This is a genomic window from Bacteroides eggerthii (assembly GCF_025146565.1).
Classification (GTDB): Bacteria; Bacteroidota; Bacteroidia; order Bacteroidales; family Bacteroidaceae; genus Bacteroides; species Bacteroides eggerthii.
The window spans coordinates 1331350-1349188 of sequence record NZ_CP102258.1 but is presented as its reverse complement, the minus strand read 5'-3'; the positions used below and the strand labels follow the sequence as shown (position 1 = coordinate 1349188).

12 protein-coding genes are annotated in these 17839 nt (G+C 51.6%); 5 read left to right on the top strand and 7 right to left on the bottom strand.

Features of this window, described 5'->3' with window-relative positions; translation table 11 throughout:
* Positions 1-6: 6 nt before the first annotated feature.
* Positions 7-2439 (bottom strand): bifunctional aspartate kinase/homoserine dehydrogenase I, encoded by a 2433-nt coding sequence (thrA, locus tag NQ546_RS05285; RefSeq protein WP_004288985.1) that lies wholly within the window; start codon positions 2437-2439, stop codon positions 7-9.
* A gap of 535 nt (positions 2440-2974) precedes the next feature.
* Between thrA and NQ546_RS05280 the strand changes: the two genes are divergently transcribed.
* The 3 genes from NQ546_RS05280 (at position 2975) to NQ546_RS05270 (ending at position 7381) form a co-directional block, all read left to right on the top strand.
* The gene (locus NQ546_RS05280) at positions 2975-4015 is read left to right on the top strand and encodes an asparaginase (protein WP_004288983.1); all 1041 of its coding nucleotides are present in this window, start codon (positions 2975-2977) and stop codon (positions 4013-4015) included.
* 301 nt (positions 4016-4316) lie between these two features.
* The gene (gene radA / locus NQ546_RS05275; protein ID WP_039953074.1) at positions 4317-5684 is read left to right on the top strand and encodes a DNA repair protein RadA; all 1368 of its coding nucleotides are present in this window, start codon (positions 4317-4319) and stop codon (positions 5682-5684) included.
* Positions 5685-5758: 74 nt separating this feature from the next.
* Entirely contained in the window at positions 5759-7381 is a 1623-nt protein-coding gene (locus NQ546_RS05270) for an NAD(P)/FAD-dependent oxidoreductase (protein ID WP_004288980.1), read from the top strand.
* Here NQ546_RS05270 and NQ546_RS05265 read toward each other — a convergent pair.
* The 5 genes from NQ546_RS05265 to lpdA all read right to left on the bottom strand — a co-directional run bounded on the left by NQ546_RS05265 (position 7376) and on the right by lpdA (position 13418).
* Positions 7376-7882 (bottom strand): flavodoxin, encoded by a 507-nt coding sequence (locus NQ546_RS05265; protein ID WP_004288979.1) that lies wholly within the window; start codon positions 7880-7882, stop codon positions 7376-7378. The two genes, NQ546_RS05270 and NQ546_RS05265, sit on opposite strands and share 6 nt — an antisense overlap.
* Before the next feature lie 17 nt (positions 7883-7899).
* Entirely contained in the window at positions 7900-9936 is a 2037-nt protein-coding gene (locus NQ546_RS05260; RefSeq protein ID WP_039953188.1) for an alpha-ketoacid dehydrogenase subunit alpha/beta, read from the bottom strand.
* A gap of 18 nt (positions 9937-9954) precedes the next feature.
* Positions 9955-11256 (bottom strand): dihydrolipoamide acetyltransferase family protein, encoded by a 1302-nt coding sequence (locus tag NQ546_RS05255; RefSeq protein ID WP_004288977.1) that lies wholly within the window; start codon positions 11254-11256, stop codon positions 9955-9957.
* A 63-nt stretch (positions 11257-11319) separates the two neighbouring features.
* The gene (locus NQ546_RS05250; RefSeq protein ID WP_004288976.1) at positions 11320-12069 is read right to left on the bottom strand and encodes a lipoate--protein ligase family protein; all 750 of its coding nucleotides are present in this window, start codon (positions 12067-12069) and stop codon (positions 11320-11322) included.
* A complete protein-coding gene (gene lpdA, locus NQ546_RS05245) occupies positions 12069-13418 on the bottom strand; it encodes a dihydrolipoyl dehydrogenase (RefSeq protein ID WP_004288975.1) in 1350 nt (449 codons plus the stop codon). Before lpdA ends, NQ546_RS05250 begins: the two co-directional genes overlap by 1 nt.
* Before the next feature lie 143 nt (positions 13419-13561).
* Between lpdA and NQ546_RS05240 the strand changes: the two genes are divergently transcribed.
* On the top strand, positions 13562-14140 hold the full coding sequence (locus tag NQ546_RS05240; protein WP_004288974.1) for a helix-turn-helix transcriptional regulator: 579 nt from the start codon (positions 13562-13564) through the stop codon (positions 14138-14140).
* A gap of 111 nt (positions 14141-14251) precedes the next feature.
* Entirely contained in the window at positions 14252-16726 is a 2475-nt protein-coding gene (locus NQ546_RS05235) for a TonB-dependent receptor (RefSeq protein WP_004288973.1), read from the top strand.
* Positions 16727-16765: 39 nt separating this feature from the next.
* Here NQ546_RS05235 and NQ546_RS05230 read toward each other — a convergent pair whose 3' ends face one another.
* Complete coding sequence (locus tag NQ546_RS05230; RefSeq protein ID WP_004288972.1) at positions 16766-17815, bottom strand: hypothetical protein; 1050 nt, start codon at positions 17813-17815, stop codon at positions 16766-16768.
* Positions 17816-17839 lie beyond the last annotated feature (24 nt).

Genomic DNA, 17839 nt, shown 5'->3' with positions numbered 1-17839 from the left:
ATTTAATTAAACGTTCGCAATGCTCATGATGTCCGCAAAGACACCCGCAGCCGTCACGCCTGCGCCGGCTCCGTAACCTTGTATCATCATGGGGTATTCCTTATAACGTTCTGTGGTCAGCAAGATGATGTTGTTGCTGCCCTCCAAACCATAGAACGGATGGTTCACACCTACTTCCTGCAAGCCTACGGATGCCTTGCCGTTCTCCAATTTGGCAACGAAACGCCAGTGCTTGTTCCCGGCTTCCAACACCTTGCGGCGTGCTTCAAAGTCGGCGTCAAGTCCCGGAACCTTCTTCCAGAAATCATCCAGCGAGCCTTCAAAGAAATCATCGGGAACGAACAGGTTCTTCTCCACATCGCTCTGTTCGATGCGATAGCCCGCTTCACGCGCCAGAATCACCAGTTTGCGAATCACATCCTTACCGCTAAGGTCGATGCGCGGGTCGGGTTCGGAATAACGTTCCTCCTGCGCCATCTTAATGGTCTTGCTGAAAGGAATGTCCGCACTGATTTTGTTGAAGATATAATTCAGCGTGCCACTCAGCACCGCCTCAATCTTCAGTATCTTGTCACCGCTATGTATAAGGTCGTTAATCGTATTGATGATGGGCAGGCCTGCACCGACATTCGTTTCAAACAGATACTTCACACCACGCTGGCGGGCTATCTGCTTCAGTTCACGATAGTTCTCGTATTCCGAAGAGGCAGCAATCTTATTAGCTGCAACCACCGACACATTATGCATCAGAAGGTCTTTGTACAAAGACGCCACACCCGCACTTGCCGTACAGTCCACGAATACGGAGTTGAAGATATTCATGCCGATAATCTCATCACGAAGCGTATCCAGCGAGCTTTCCTTGCCTTTCTCCGCCAACTCTTCACGAAAACGTCCCAGGTCGAACCCCTCGCGGCCGAACATCGCCTTGGAGGCATCGGCAATACCCACCACATTCAGTTGCAGGCCATTCTCCTGCATCAATCTCTGGCGCTGGCTGTGAATCTGTTCTATCAGACTGCCGCCCACCGTACCGACCCCGCAGATAAAGAGGTTCAGCACCTGATATTCCGACAGGAAGAAAGAGTCGTGAATGACATTCAAGGACTTGCGCAGCGACTTACTGTCCACGACGAACGAGATATTCGTTTCCGAAGCACCCTGCGCACAGGCTATCACATTGATACCGTTGCGTCCCAGCGTGCCGAACAGCTTGCCGGCAATACCCGGCGTATGCTTCATATTCTCGCCTACAATGGCCACCGTAGCCAAATCTTTCTCCGCCTGTATGGGCGAAATCTCTCCCATTTCAATCTCCTTGGCAAACTCCTCATTCAGCACCTCACAAGCCAGGTCGGCATCCGCATTGCGCACACCGATGGAAGTGGAGTTCTCCGAAGAGGCCTGCGAAACGAGGAACACACTGATGCCGTTCTTTGCCAAAGCTTTGAAGATGCGATAGTTCACACCAATCACGCCAACCATGCCAAGGCCCTGCACCGTTATCAGGCTCGTATCATTAATGGACGAGATACCCTTGATGGCCTTGCTCTGCGGACTGGAGACTTCTTGCTTGATAACCGTTCCCGCCCCTTCGGGATTGAAAGTATTCTTTATTATAATAGGTATGTTCTTGTGACAGACCGGATAAATAGTAGGCGGATACACCACTTTGGCCCCGAAGTTACAAAGTTCGGTAGCTTCTACATAGCTCAGTTCATTGATGGTATAGGCAGTGGAAATCACACGCGGATCGGCAGTCATGAAGCCGTCCACATCAGTCCATATCTCCAGTGCATCGGCATCCAGCGCCGCAGCAATGATGGCTGCCGTATAGTCGGAACCGCCGCGCCCCAGATTGGTGACCTCACCGGTAGTCTTGTCCGTAGAGATGAATCCCGGAACCAGTACGCGCTTGGGCATATCCTTGAATGTCTCGCGCACCAAAGCGGTGGTAAGCTCCGCATCCAGCACATGCTTGGAATGCTTCTTCTCCGTCTTGATGAACCGGCGCGAATCGAACCATTCCGCACCTGTCAGTTGCGCTGCGATGATGGAGGAAAGGCGCTCGCCGTAACTTACAATCGTATCGGATGTCTTCTGCGACAAGTCTTTAATCAGGTAAATACCCTGGAAGATGTCCTTCAGTTCGTTCAGCAACTCTCCCACCTGACGCTGCAACGCCACTTGGGACTCGCCTGCCGGAATCACCTCCTTTATCATTTCCACATGGCGGTAGACAATCTCACGAAACTCATTCTCGTACGAAGCATCACCGGATGCCGCCATTTTCGAGGTATTGATCAGCTTGTCCGTAATGCCGCCCAACGCGGAAACCACTACTATTAAAGGTTCATTGATAGCTTCTACAATTCTCTTAACGCTTAAAATGCTGTTCGCAGAACCTACGGATGTTCCGCCGAATTTTATTACTTTCATTATATTGGTGTTTTTATTATTAATACTTGAAATACTCCCGGATGAGATGTTCATCACAGAGGATGCAGGGGTCTCACAGGGCTTTTTTCTTTCCCGCCACCGGAATCACGCGGAACTGCACAAGCAAATTTTGTGAGACGCTGCGGTTCTCTGTGACGAAAGCTAAATGAAATGACTGAAAATTAGTGTAACACGTAGAAACACAAAATACTATCCCCAACCCCTAAGGGTCATGGTGCACATGGATGTGACTGTATGTTGATAGTACTTGTTCATTGTCTCTTACTGCTATCGTTTATGATAAGTGTTGCAAAAGTAACAATAAAAATATTCAAACTATCACATTTTACGACTTTTTTGCGATAAAAATACATATTCGCTTCATTAAGGACAGAAATATGTACATTTCACGACTGACAGATTTGCACTTTCTGTCAAGGGAAGAGAGCAATCCGGACGCAGTTTTCTAACACTTTGCTATTGTTTTAGAGATATATTACTATCTTTGCATAGTAATCATGTAAGAATCGAGCGTATGATCCCAAATAATACTTCCGTTTTGTTAATTTACACCGGGGGAACTATCGGAATGATAGAGAACACAGAAACCGGAGCATTGGAGAACTTCAACTTTGAACACTTACAGAAGCATGTGCCCGAACTCCAGAATTTTACGTTCCGCATAGACACCTATCAGTTCGACCCTCCCATGGACTCTTCGGACATGGATCCGGATGCCTGGCGCAAACTCGTACGCATCATCAGCGACAACTACGAGCGGTACACCGGCTTTGTCATCCTTCATGGAACGGACACCATGGCCTACACAGCATCTGCCCTCAGCTTCATGCTCGAAGGGCTCAACAAGCCCGTCATCCTCACCGGGTCGCAGCTTCCCATCGGCGTGCTCCGTACGGACGGCAAGGAGAACCTGCTGACGAGTATCGAGATCGCCACAGCGCGGCATCCCGGCGGACGTCCCTTTGTACCGGAAGTGTGCATCTTTTTCGAGAATCACCTGATGCGCGGCAACCGCACCACCAAAATCAATGCCGAAAACTTCAACGCTTTCCGTTCGTTCAATTATCCGGTACTCGCCTCCGCCGGCATACACATCAAATATAACAATGTGCAAATTCATACGGAAAGCACACAGGGCGGGTTGCAACCGCACTACCTGCTCGATACCAATATTGCCATATTGAAGCTCTTCCCCGGTATTCAGGAGAGCGTAGTAGATGCCATCCTCTCCATAGAAGGACTGAAAGCGGTGGTGCTGGAGACATACGGTTCGGGCAATGCTCCCCGGAAAGAGTGGTTCCTTCGCCGCCTGCACGATGCCTGCGAACAAGGCATTGTGATTGTGAACGTCACCCAATGCAGTGCCGGTACGGTAGAAATGGAACGCTACGAAACGGGCTACCGGCTGATGCAGGCCGGCGTTGTATGCGGATATGACAGTACTACCGAATCTGCCGTCACCAAACTGATGTTCCTGTTGGGGCACAACTACTCCCCCGCAGAAGTGCGCGAATTGATGAACCGCCCCATTGCAGGTGAAATTACGATTACGTAACTATCTATCTGACAGCAAGGTTATAGTCCCACCCTTTTTCTTAGGGGTGGGACTTTATTCCCAATACGGCTGAAAGCAGTTCCCAATACGACTGAACCTGCCTCCCATTACGACTGAAAGAGGCTCCCATTACGACTGTGTTCCCCTACCACTACCTCCTCCGGAAATAACGCTCCGGACAACCGGACTTTTCAGGCAAAACAACAAAAATGCGGATCGGCATTAAAAACAACGCCCACCCTATCAACCCGGCGATGAAAAATCGTACCTTTGGGCAGTTAATTCTAATGGAAATTCTTTTATGGCAAAGGAGAAAACAGTCTATGTATGCAGCAACTGCGGACAAGAGTCGCCCAAATGGGTGGGCAAATGCCCGTCGTGCGGAGAATGGAATACTTATATGGAAGAGATAGTGCGGAAAGAAACCGTAAACAAGCGTCCGGTATCGGGCATAGAGACAGCCAAAGCCAAGCCCGTCACTTTAAATGAGATTGCCGCTGATGATGAGCCCCGTATCGACCTGCACGACGCAGAGCTGAACCGCGTACTGGGCGGCGGTCTGGTGCAAGGTTCACTGGTATTGATAGGCGGCGAACCGGGCATCGGAAAATCCACACTGGTGCTGCAAACCATGCTTCAGATACCGGAGAAACGCATTCTCTACATATCAGGCGAGGAAAGCGCCCGGCAGTTGAAGCTGCGTGCCGACCGCCTGACAAGCAACTCCGCCGACTGCCTGATTGTCTGTGAGACTTCTTTGGAACAGATCTATGTACACATAAAGAATACACGTCCCGACCTCGTTGTCATAGACTCCATACAGACCATTTCAACGGAAACGCTCGAATCCTCTCCGGGCAGCATAGCCCAAGTCAGGGAGTGCTCCGCCTCTATCCTGCGCTTTGCCAAAGAGACGCATACGGCGGTAATCCTTATCGGTCACATCAATAAGGAAGGAAGCATTGCCGGTCCCAAAGTGCTGGAACACATTGTAGACACCGTACTCCAGTTTGAAGGCGACCAGCATTATATGTACCGCATCCTGCGCAGCATCAAGAACCGCTTCGGAAGTACTGCCGAACTGGGCATCTACGAGATGAGGCAAGACGGATTGCGGCAGGTGAGCAACCCTTCGGAACTGCTTCTCACCCAAGACCATGAGGGAATGAGCGGCATAGCCATTGCTTCCGCCATAGAAGGCATCCGCCCGTTCCTGATAGAGACGCAGGCGTTGGTGAGCAGTGCCGTTTATGGAAATCCGCAACGCTCCGCCACCGGCTTCGACATACGGAGAATGAATATGCTGCTTGCCGTACTGGAGAAACGCGTCGGCTTCAAGCTCGCCCAAAAAGATGTATTCCTCAACATTGCCGGCGGACTGAAAGTCAACGACCCCGCCATCGACCTCTCCGTCATCAGCGCCATCCTCTCCAGCAATATGGACACAGCCATAGAGCCTGAGATATGCATGGCGGGAGAAATAGGGCTGTCCGGTGAAATCCGCCCCGTCAACCGCATCGAACAACGCATCGGCGAAGCGGAGAAACTCGGCTTCAAGCGGTTCATACTTCCCAAATACAATATGCAGGGACTGAACACTTCCAAGCTGAAAATCGAACTTATACCGGTGAGAAAGGTGGAAGAGGCGTTCCGGGCATTGTTCGGATAAGCCCGCCACAGGGAATAGATCCGCCGCAGGGGCACAGCGCCCCACAGAGTTTTTATTAATGAAGAAAAAAGAATATGATACAAGAATACCAACTGCGCGTATTGCCCGAAACAGCGGCCAATGAACAGCGCCTGAAAGAATACCTCATACAAGAGAAAGGACTGAACGTACGCGACATCACAGCTACACGAATCCTGAAACGCAGCATTGATGCGCGCCAGCGAACTATCTTCGTGAACCTGACCGTACGCGTCTATCTCAATGAAATGCCGAAAGAGGGTGAGTACAGGGAGACTATATATAATAATGTGTCGGACAAACCGCAGGTGGTCGTTGTAGGAGCCGGTCCCGGCGGACTATTCGCCGCCCTGCGCCTGATAGAACTCGGCTTGCGCCCCGTCATCGTGGAGCGCGGCAAGAACGTACGCGACCGCAAAAAAGACCTCGCCTTGATAGGAAGGGAACAGACCGTCAACCCAGAATCCAATTACAGTTTCGGAGAAGGGGGCGCGGGAGCTTACTCGGACGGCAAGCTCTACACCCGCAGCAAGAAACGGGGAAATGTAGACAAAATACTGAACGTATTCTGCCAGCATGGCGCCTCGCCTTCCATCCTTGTCGACGCCCATCCCCACATCGGAACAGACAAGCTGCCGCGGGTCATAGAGAATATGCGGAACACCATTATCGCCTGTGGCGGCGAAGTGCACTTTGAAACGCGCATGGACGCCCTGATTATTGAGAATGACGAAGTGAAAGGCATCGAAACCAATACCGGACAGACCCTCCTCGGCCCCGTCATACTCGCCACCGGACATTCCGCACGTGATGTGTACCGCTGGCTGGCAGCCAACCAAGTGGAAATAGAAGCCAAAGGCATCGCCGTAGGAGTGCGTCTGGAACATCCGGCCGAGCTGATAGACCGGATACAGTACCACAGCCGGGACGGCCGCGGCAAATACCTGCCCGCCGCAGAATACAGCTTCGTCACCCAAGTGGACGGAAGAGGCGTGTACAGCTTTTGCATGTGCCCCGGCGGTTTTGTGGTTCCGGCAGCCAGCGGCCCCCGCCAAATCGTTGTCAACGGCATGAGCCCCAGCAACCGCGGCTCCCGCTGGAGCAATTCGGGAATGGTAGTGGAACTGCGCCCGGAGGACTTGGCCAATGACGAATTAAGAATAATGAGTGAAGAACCAACCGCACAACAAGACGGCGTAGCCGATCCCCGGCTTTCAACTCTCAACTCCCAGCTCAGCATGATGTACTTCCAAGAATCCCTGGAATACCTTTGCTGGCAACAAGGCAATATGAAGCAAACGGCGCCCGCACAGCGCATGGCAGACTTCACGAAGAAAAAACTCAGCTACGACCTGCCCGAAAGCTCATACGCACCCGGCTTAGTATCGTCGCCCCTGCACTTCTGGATGCCGCCATTCATAGCCAACCGGTTGAGCAAAGGTTTCCAGCAGTTCGGCAAATACAGTCACGGCTTCCTTACCAACGAAGCCACCATGATCGGAGTGGAAACCCGTACATCATCCCCGGTCCGCATCATCAGAGACAAAGACACCTTGCAGCACGTCCGCCTGAAGGGGTTGTTCCCCTGCGGCGAAGGAGCCGGATATGCCGGCGGCATCGTTTCGGCAGGAATTGACGGAGAGAGATGCGCGGAAGCCGTAGGCCGGCTATTGCTATAAGAGTTCAGCCCTCAGCCGGTCACACCAGGCTTTGATACGCCCGTCGGTCATCTCCGACTGATTCTCAAAGTCGAGAACCAAGCCGCACCATTCATTGCCGCGCAAAGCCTTCGACCGATTGAATGAATAGTCTTTAGTGGGAGTAAATCCCACTAAAGAAGCTCCCGCCTTTTCAAAAGCATCGCCCAGAAGCCCCAGCCCATCGGCAAAATTATCGGGATAATTCACTTGGTCACCCAAGCCGAAAAGAGCGACGCGCTTCCCTTTCAAGTCCAACGTCTCCAACTCAGGGATCAGTTCGTCCCAGTAAGTGGGCAGTTCCCCGTCAAACCAGGTAGACACCCCGATAATCAAATTATCATAAGCCTCAAAATCATTACCCCATGCCTGTTCGGCAGGGATAATGTCCACATTCTCCGCACCCAGGACTTTACGAATCTTCTTTGCCACTTGTGAGGTTTTCACAGCATTGGCAGCATAAAACAATCCTATTTTTTTCATAAACCGTTCATCTTTAATTAAAATTCCAACAGCTTCTTAGCCGCTTCATAAATCCGGTCTGCATCCGGCAGGACAGCACGTTCCAATATGGGATTAAAGCCCACAGGAGTAAAGGTCGCCCCTACCCGCTGCACCGGAGCATCCAGATAGCGGAACATGTCCGAGCCGATGCCTGCGGCAATCTCCCCGCCGAACCCGCCGAACACCTTATCCTCGTGTACGACCAATGCTTTCCCCGTCTTCTTCACAGACCCGTAAATAGTCTCCCTGTCCAGCGGGATCAAAGAACGTATATCAATGACCTCTACTTTCCATCCACCCTCCTTTTCGAGGCGTTCCGCCACATTCAGACAGAGGTGCGTTGTGTTTCCGTAAGTGATTATACTCAAATCGGAACCTTCCCTGCGGATACGCGCCTTGCCGAATGGAACCTCAAAGTCATCGGGTACCACCGTTGCCGCCTCCACCGAATTATACAATGCTTTCGGTTCCAGAAACAAAGTGAATCCCCGCGAGCGCATGCTCGTACGAAGCAGTCCGGCAGCATCATCCGCAAAGGAGGGATACACGATCCGCGCACCGGGCAGGGTGGCCAGCGCTCCCTCAATATTCTGCGAGTGGTACAATCCTCCGCCGATGTAACCGCCCGAAGCCAGACGCAACGTCACGTTGGGGACAAACTTACCATTGCTGCGCCAGTATTCGTGCGTGCACTCCACATACTGCTCCACAGCCGGCCAGAAGTAATCGGCAAACTCCGCACCTTCTATCACGACACGTATTTTGGGGTCGAAACGGCTCATACCGTTTGCCGTACCCACAATATAGTCTTCGGCAATGGGAGCACTGAACACACGCGCCTCTCCAAACTCCTGCTGCATGCCCTTAGTGACATTGAAAACGCCGCCCTTGTCCTTATTGGCAACATCCTGCCCCCAAATAAACGTATCGGGATTACGCCGGAATTCCGCTTTCAAGGTTTCATTGATAGAATTCACCAGAAACACTTTCTCTCCTTCCGTCTCGTGATGCACGCCGTCCTTATACTTTTCAGGTTCATAAGGTTCGGGCAATACATAATTGAATATGGCCTCCGGATCAGGATCGGGAGCTGCCAGCGCCTTACGATTGGCTGCGGACAAGTCTTTCTTCGCTTTTTCCTCAACCGCTTTCAGCTCTTCTTCTGTGAAACGTTTGTAGCGCAACAGCATCCGGCGGAACTTCATCAAAGGGTCGGCAGCCTTGACATACGCCAGCTCCCCTTCATCGCGATAGAGGGTGTGTTTATCCGAATTGGAGTGCGAACCGATGCGCACACAGTTGGCATGCACAATCACCGGATTGCGGTTGAGCAATGCATACTCCCGCGCCTCAGTCATCGCATTCATCGAATCGAAAACGTCCTTACCGTTGCAATGGATGATTTTCAGGTTCTTGAAACCGGAAAAATTATCGGCAACCTTACGCGCCGCGGTCTGGTCCTTCTTCGGAACGGAAATGCCATACCCGTTGTCCTGCCAGACAAAAATGACCGGCAAACGCTCCAAGCTCGCACCATTGACAGCCTCATATACAAAACCCTCGGACGAAGCCGACTCTCCATGCGAGGTGATAACCACCCCTTTATGCCCGTAATACACCATGGCACGCGCCACACCGGCAGCATGCAGGTCATGCGTACCTGTTGCCGAGGATACATTCTCGATATGCCACTCCGGTTTGGCAAAGTGGTTGGACATGTGGCGTCCGCCGCTTCCCGGATCCGTAGCCTTCGAGATGCCGTTCAATATCAGTTCTTCGGGAGTCATTCCCGCCGAAAGCACCGTCAGCATATCCCGGTAATAAGGGAAGAGAAAATCTTCCCCTTGGGTAAACACTTGTCCCATTGCCAGCTGTATGCCGTCGTGTCCGGCATAAGGCGCATGGTACGACCAACCTAATGACTGCAACAGATAGGCAGGCGCTTTTTCATCAAGCGCACGCCCCAGAGTCATTAAATAGTACCACTTCTTCAACGTTTCCGTATCGGTGGTTTTTATATCATACTTCTTCATAATACTCATTTTTTGTTTTTACTCATTCCAGTTCTCCAGATAGTTCTTGATGAAATAGAGGAAATTGCCGCCCAGCGACCCGTCCACCACGCGGTGGTCGTAGGACAAGGAGAGATACATCTTATGTCGGATAGCTATCACATCCCCTTCGGGCGTCTCCATAACGGCTGGCTTCTTCTCTATCACCCCCACTCCCAATATGGCTACTTGCGGCTGATTGATGATAGGCGTACCGAACAGCGACTTGAACGTGCCGAAATTGGTAATCGTAAACGTGCCGCCCGCTATGTCGTCCGGCATCAGCTTGTTGATGCGCGCCTTGGCAGCCAAGCCGTCTATCGCAATGGCAAGCCCGCTCAGGTTCAGCCTGTCGGCATCATGCACAACGGGAACAATCAGGTTGCCGTCGTTTTGCGATACGGCTATTCCCACATTGATATGTTTCTTGAACAGGATATTGTAACCTTCTACGGAGACGTTCACCTGCGGATAGGCAACCAGCGCTTTGGCAGTCGCTTCGGTAATGGCAGGCATATAGGTCAGCTTCACCCCTTCACGTTTAAAGAAAGCCTCCTTGTTTTTTTCGCGCCACTTCACCAATTTCGTCATATCCACTTCCACCAGGGTAGTGACATGCGGCGAAGTGTGTTTGGACATCACCATGTGGTCGGCAATCATCCGACGGACACGATCCATCTCCTTCACCTCGATACCCTCTGCAACAGAGGTAGCCGTTACAGGTGAAGATTGAGGCACTGCCGCCACAGCCGGCTTCGCGGCAGCAACGCCCGCCGCACCATTCTGCTTCTGTATGATGTATTGCTTGATGTCCTTTTTACTCAAACGTCCCTGATAGCCTGTACCCGGTATCCTATCCAACTCCTCCTGCAATATCCGGGCTTCGCGGGCCAATTGGAGAACCACCGGAGAATACCAGCGTTCATTCTCCGAACCGGCTGCCTGCGCTTTGGGAAGTTCCTGCACCGGAACCGGGGAAGTCCCTGCTCCCGTATTATCCGCAACCGGAGCCTTTACGCTTTCTTTCGTACCGGCAGAAGGCTCGGAAGGCTCATCATCTCCGCCCATATCCACCACAGCCACCACCGTACCCACCGCAACGGTATCACCTTCCTTAAATAGTATCTCCACTATCCTGCCTGCCACCGGCGAAGGTATCTCCGCACTGACTTTAGCAGTATTCACTTCGAACAGCACGTCATCTTCCCGGATAACATCGCCCACTTGTACCGACCAGGAAACAATGGTTCCTTCGGTTATACTTTCGCCCAGCTTGGGCATCTTTATTTCAAATCCCGACATATAGTTAAGTTTTAAGTTATTAGTTCTTGATAATAAACAAATCATCCGGAAGTAAGGTTTTCCCTACGCCGGAGCTAATGCCACCCTATCGTATATCCACTCTCCACAAGCATACTTTTCTGCTTTTAATTGCCCGATCGCCGCCAAGTCCTCAGGAGTAAAACGATAGACGCGGTTATCTCCTCCCTCAAAGAAGAAGTGGAACAGCAAACGGGCAAAGCGCTTCAGAGGTACGGCAGGCAGCAGATACTCACTGATATTCGCCACCGCACTGCGTACCGAAGGAACGGCCCGCAACACACGCGAACTGGGCAGCAGGTCCTCTCCGTCGCTCCTTCCGCACAATGCGGCATCCAGCGCTTGCAGATTGGCGGAATACAGCAGGGTACAATGATACATCACCCTGTTCTTATGGATGCACTGCGCACTGCCCGACACTTTCCGATCGTCTACATAAATGCCCATCCGCTTGTCGGTGTACGCCACTATGCCGAGGCTTTCGAGAAAGTCCACCGTCTGCTGCAAGTAGTATTCGAAGTCGGGACGCTCCACCGTTTCCATAAAGCTCAGATTGAGGTTGCCCTCGTCATGGTAAACCGCCCCGCCACCGGAAAAGCGGCGTGCCAACAGGATATTATTCTCGTGTATATACTTCTCATCCACTTCCTTCCGCACACTCTGATGCTTTCCTATCACCACAGAAGGGACGGACTGCCACATCATAAAGAAGTTGTCCTTCTTTTTCTTCAGGAGATATTCTTCTGCCGCCAGATTGAAATACACATCCGTACAGCGGTTATCGATACAGAACATCACGCAAAAAGTGTTTCGTGAAAGATCTCTCCCACCGTGGGATGCGGGAATACGCTCTTCTGGAACTCCTCCACCGTATATCCATGCTGAACGGCAATGCCCGCCGCCACAATAATTTCCGATGACGGATTGCCCAACAAATGGCAGCCGATGATACGGTCGCCGTCATCCAGCACCAGTTTGCACAATCCATTGCCCAGCTCGTTCTCGGCAACAAAACGACCGGAATACGCCATAGGCAGCTTCTGTATGTGATAACCGGTACCGAGTGCTTTCAGTTCCTCTTCGGTCTTTCCCACCCCGGCAACTTCCGGATTGGTATAGACCACACCCGGTATGCAGTCGTAGTTCATCGCATCCTCCACTCCCAGAATGTGATTAACCGCCACCTCACTCTCACGAATTGCCGTATGCGCCAGCATGGAACGGCCTGTTATGTCGCCACAGGCATAAACACGAGGATGGGAGGTCTGCATGTGCTCATCCACTTTCACACCGTTACGCAACAGTTCGACATTCAGCTTATCCAGCCCTGCTTGGCCGAGGTTTGCCTTGCGCCCTACGCTTACCAAAATTTTCCCGGCCTCTATCAGCGAAGCCTTGCCGTCTTTTTCAACGGTCACCCCTTCATGGGACACAGCCGTCACTTTCGTGCCCAAATAGAAGTTGACGCCACGCTTCAAATACTCCGAACGCAGCATGCCAGCGGTCTCCTTGTCCATTGCCCCTAATATTTCGGGCATCATTTCAACCACGCTCACCTTCACCCCCATACTATTGAAGAAGGAGGCAAACTCCATGCCGATGACACCGCCGCCGATGATAACCAGCGACCGGGGAAGTTCCTTACTTTCGAGCGCTTCTTTGGAAGTCCAGTAATCCGTATCGGACAATCCCGGTATAGGCGGAATAACCGTATCGGAACCGGTACACACCAGCAGGTAAGTGGCTTCATAGGTTTCGCCACCCGCCACGATGCGGAACATTCCATTCTCCTCACCCGCTATCACAGCTTCTTTTTCCACAATGGCGACTCCATACGAACCGACCGTCATCTTCACGCCGCCCGTCAGCTTCTTCACAACTTTATCTTTACGGTCGATAATCTTTCCCATATCGAAAGCGGGCGCATCGGGAACGGTAATGCCGTACTTGGCAGCACCTTTCATCGTATCCCACAGCTTGGCAGAATACAACAGTGTTTTTGTGGGAATACATCCCTCGTTCAGGCATACGCCGCCTATGGCTTTCTTTTCAAACAAGACGGTTTTCAGACCGCCGGCAGCTGCTCTCTCGGCAGCCGTATATCCGGCAGGCCCGCCGCCGATAATAGCTATATCATATCTCATAACGTTAAGGTTTTAAGTTAGTTATCAACTACTAACAAATAATATAGCGACAGAGTTCTTCGTTTCGGCAAAATTCATTTCCTTAGTATTGCAAGGAGGATACAAAAATAATCCGTACTTTTGCGGGCAAACCCTGTATCCTTATGACAACCCCTGAAATAGCAATCGTCGCTCCCAACACACTTACCTCTTTGGGGCTGCAGAACCTTCTGGAAGAGATCATCCCGATGGCTACCATACGTGTGTTCCATTCCTTTGCCGAACTTATGGACGACACACCCGATATGTATGCCCATTACTTCATCGCTTCCCAGATATATTTCGAACATACCGCGTTCTTCCTGCCCCGCAAACCCAAAACCATCGTATTGGCAGGCGGCGACAACCAGCCACAGCTGTCGGGAGTACCTACCCTGAACATCTACCAGGACGAGAAAAGCCTCATCAAAGATATTCTACGGCTGCACCGCTACGGACATCAGCAAGGGCATGTCGCCGCCAACACCCCCGATAACCACGACCTCTCCGCCCGCGAAATAGAAGTGCTGGCGCTCATTACCAAAGGGCTCATCAACAAAGAGATTGCCGACAAACTGAACATCAGTCTGACCACCGTCATCACCCACCGCAAGAATATCGTGGAGAAACTGGGCATCAAGTCTGTATCGGGACTGACCATCTATGCTGTGATGCATGGATATGTCGACGCGGACAGAATATGAAGCCGGTGGACAGTGATGAAATGATCAGCGAAAACTAACCATAATCCTCATAAATTAGGATTGCACATACTGGAGATTTCGCGTTACTTTGCAACCGAAATAAAACCAGTTATGAAACAATATAAGATTATCACCCTGATTTTGATGCTCCTCACTTCCGGCAACATGCTTGCGGAAGAGCTGGACACCTTGAAAGTAGTAGACGTAGAAGAGATACTCGTCATTGCAGCACCCAAAGAGAACCGGAAACTTCGCGAGCAGCCCACAGCCGTCACCCTGCTCTCACAACAGGATATGCAGGCAGCCCAAGTCAACTCCATCAAGAACCTGACGGGACTTGTACCCAACATGTTCATCCCCGACTACGGTTCACGCCTGACCTCCGCCGTCTATATCCGCGGCATCGGCTCACGCATCAACACACCCTCCATCGGCCTGTATGTGGACAATATCCCCTACATCGACAAGTCCGCTTTCGACTTCGACTACTCCGACATCGAACGCATTGACGTGCTGCGCGGCCCGCAAGGAACACTGTACGGGCGCAATGCAATGGGGGGACTGATTAAGATCCACACCAAATCGCCTTTCTCCTATCAAGGGACAGACTTCCGCATGGGTGCAGGCACGCACAATGCCTACAATACCTCGCTGACCCATTACCACCGGGTATCCGAGCGTTTCGCCTTCTCCACCGGCGGCTTCTATGACTACGAAGGCGGTTTCTTCCGCAATGCCGCCCTGAACAACAAGAAGATAGATAAAGGACAGTCCGCCGGCGGACGCTTCCGCGGTATCTACCTGCCCTCCGACAACTGGAAAGCTGACTTGAACGTGAGCTATGAATATAGCGACCAGGGCGGCTATCCGTACTACTACACAGGCAGCGTAAACCCCGCCGCCCAAAGCGAAGAGATGAAGCCCTACGTCGGCACAATCTCCAACAACCGCGAAAGCGACTACTACCGCAACCTGATGAACGCAGGCCTGAACCTTGAATATCAGGCACAGCACTTTACGCTAAGCGCCGTAACGGGTTATCAGTTCTTGAAAGACCGCATGTCCATCGACCAGGACTTTACAGCAAAAGACATTTATACACTGGAACAAAAACAACGCATCCACACATTGAGCGAAGAACTGGTGATGAAAAGCAAAGGCAACGGACGCTGGCAATGGGCTACGGGGGTATTCGGCTTCTACCAATGGCTGAAAACCGATGCCCCGGTGACATTCAGAAAAGACGGCATGGACATGCTGGACCAGATGCTGGGCAGTGTAATCCCTTCCAAGATTGAAGTCACCATGATGCCGGGCATGGGGCTGAACATATTACCCTCCCTCCAACTCGGCGGCAACGATTTGCTCATCAACGGCGATTTCGACACGCCGCTTCTCAACGGAGCATTGTTCCACCAATCTACATTCAGGGACCTGTTCGGCCTGAGGGGACTGTCTTTCACAGCCGGATTGCGCCTGGATTATGAAAAGATGAAGATGAACTACAACTCCGGTACTGCAATGGACTATACGGTAGGCATCAAGGGAGAAATGGTACGTGGCGGACAAATTATCAAAGAGATACCGATGATGCCCGAAACGTCACTCACCGTACAGTCGCGCTATCAGGGCTCCATCGACAAAGACTACCTGCAACTGTTGCCTAAGTTCGCCCTCCAATATGATTTCAAAGACAATCTGGGCAATGTCTACGCAACCGTAAGCAAAGGCTACCGTTCGGGCGGATACAACATTCAGATGTTCTCCGACCTATTGCAATCGAGCTTGAAGAACGACATGATGAGACAGACGAAAGAAGAAGTCCTGAAAGCCATAGAGAACTCTCCCGGTGCGTCTTACAAGGATCTCATCAGTGAAAAGTTCCCCGATGCGGGCAAGAATCCCGACGCTCGTTCCGCCACCGAGTATAAGCCGGAGCAGACGTGGAACTATGAAGTAGGAACTCACCTGAACCTTTTCAATAACCGCCTGCGTACCGACGCCGCATTCTTCTGGCTGGAGACACGCGACCAACAGATCTCACGCTTCGCAGGAGCAAGCGGCTTAGGGCGCGAAACGGTGAATGCAGGCAAAAGCCGCAGTCTGGGCGCCGAGCTTGCCCTGGCCGCAGCAATTACCACCGATTTTACGGTGAACACCAGCTATGGCTACACGTATGCCACTTTCAAGGATTACGCCACCAATGCCCGCGTAAACGGGCAACTTCAGGAAGTGAGCTACAACGGCCATTACGTGCCCTTCGTCCCCAAACACACGCTGACCGTAGGCGGACAGTACATCTTCCGCATCAATGCGGGATATTGGCTGGACCGCATCCAACTGAATGTCAACTATACCGGTGCGGGACGCATCTACTGGACAGAAGAAAATACCGTCAGCCAGTCTTTCTACGGCACTCTGAACGGCCGCGTCAGCTTTCAAAAGGGACGCGGGCAGATAGACCTCTGGGTGCGCAATGCTTTGGACAAGGATTATGCCGCTTTCTACTTTGAGAGTATGGGCAACGGGTTCATGCAGAAAGGACGTCCCATCCAGGCAGGCATCGAACTGCGTTGCAGGTTTTAGCCGACAGAGGAACAAACCCTTTCGGCAAGAATGGAATTCCTACTCGTTGATTGCCCCGCAATGCGGACAAACGCCTTTCGTCCCTATCTTTTGTCCGCAATTGCCGCAACGATAACGGGATGCCGCCAACGATGAGCGCAGCTTCCTGAAGAACACGCACACGAATACGGCAATAAACAAATATCCGATATATATCTGCGTAGTCAATATAAAGAAGAAATAACAGAAGATACAACAGGAAGCCAGCCCCAGCAGATAGAACACAGCCGCCGCCGGACTCAGCAGACGGAACAAATCGTCGAGCACCGCCAGCAAGACAATGACGAACATCCAAAGGCTCATCAGGAAAACAGAAAGCACCAACGGAACCCTAAACGGCGAAAGCGTAGGATTGAAATAAAAATGCTGCCACGTCTCCGGCACAAATACCTGCATAGACTCGTACACCGTAGCGCTGAATGCCAGCAGCAAGCACAGCAACAGCGGGTATACGCTGTCTATATCATTGAAGCAGACCATTTGCAACTGCTTGCGCCGGAACGCACGAAACAGCCATACCGCCACAAACAATGCAAAGATTACGATGAAATAAGAAGCATGCGTCTCACTGAACAGGTAAATGGCCTGTGAGATGCTGTCCGTAGGGACAAATGCCCGCATCATATCCTTTTCCCGAATCCACCCCTGTACCTCCTGTGAATGGGCGAGCTTCACCCATACGCTATCCACACTGTCTGCCGGATGAATGGCAAACTCCGCTACCACAACCCTGTCGCCCCTGTACAATGTGTTATAGCAATCCTTTACAGGCAGGCAGGCGATAGTTACCGAGTCATCCAGTAGTTCCAAATTTGTATCCCACGTATAATGGCGTTCGTACAGATACCTCAACGAATCGCGCGTCCTCTCCCCCAGCTCCCTGTTTTCCAAGTCGGGACGGGGATAATGGCAAGAGGCAAGACAAGGCAGAAGTAAAAGCAGGAGATATAGCGGATGCAGTATAAGGCATAAGGTACGGGACACACTGCGTACAGTAACGTTATGCTTACGGTTGCTCCTATTTAATTCTGCTTTATGCATCTCCCACATCTTATTTGTTATATCCTATGTTTT

Bases quoted from the DNA above. Each gene is read 5' to 3' on its own strand.
- thrA (WP_004288985.1), bottom strand. From the start codon at position 2,439: ATGAAAGTAATAAAATTCGGCGGAACATCCGTAGGTTCTGCGAACAGC.
- NQ546_RS05280 (WP_004288983.1), top strand. From the start codon at position 2,975: ATGATCCCAAATAATACTTCCGTTTTGTTAATTTACACCGGGGGAACT.
- radA (WP_039953074.1), top strand. From the start codon at position 4,317: ATGGCAAAGGAGAAAACAGTCTATGTATGCAGCAACTGCGGACAAGAG.
- NQ546_RS05270 (WP_004288980.1), top strand. From the start codon at position 5,759: ATGATACAAGAATACCAACTGCGCGTATTGCCCGAAACAGCGGCCAAT.
- NQ546_RS05265 (WP_004288979.1), bottom strand. From the start codon at position 7,882: ATGAAAAAAATAGGATTGTTTTATGCTGCCAATGCTGTGAAAACCTCA.
- NQ546_RS05260 (WP_039953188.1), bottom strand. From the start codon at position 9,936: ATGAAGAAGTATGATATAAAAACCACCGATACGGAAACGTTGAAGAAG.
- NQ546_RS05255 (WP_004288977.1), bottom strand. From the start codon at position 11,256: ATGTCGGGATTTGAAATAAAGATGCCCAAGCTGGGCGAAAGTATAACC.
- NQ546_RS05250 (WP_004288976.1), bottom strand. From the start codon at position 12,069: ATGTTCTGTATCGATAACCGCTGTACGGATGTGTATTTCAATCTGGCG.
- lpdA (WP_004288975.1), bottom strand. From the start codon at position 13,418: ATGAGATATGATATAGCTATTATCGGCGGCGGGCCTGCCGGATATACG.
- NQ546_RS05240 (WP_004288974.1), top strand. From the start codon at position 13,562: ATGACAACCCCTGAAATAGCAATCGTCGCTCCCAACACACTTACCTCT.
- NQ546_RS05235 (WP_004288973.1), top strand. From the start codon at position 14,252: ATGAAACAATATAAGATTATCACCCTGATTTTGATGCTCCTCACTTCC.
- NQ546_RS05230 (WP_004288972.1), bottom strand. From the start codon at position 17,815: ATGTGGGAGATGCATAAAGCAGAATTAAATAGGAGCAACCGTAAGCAT.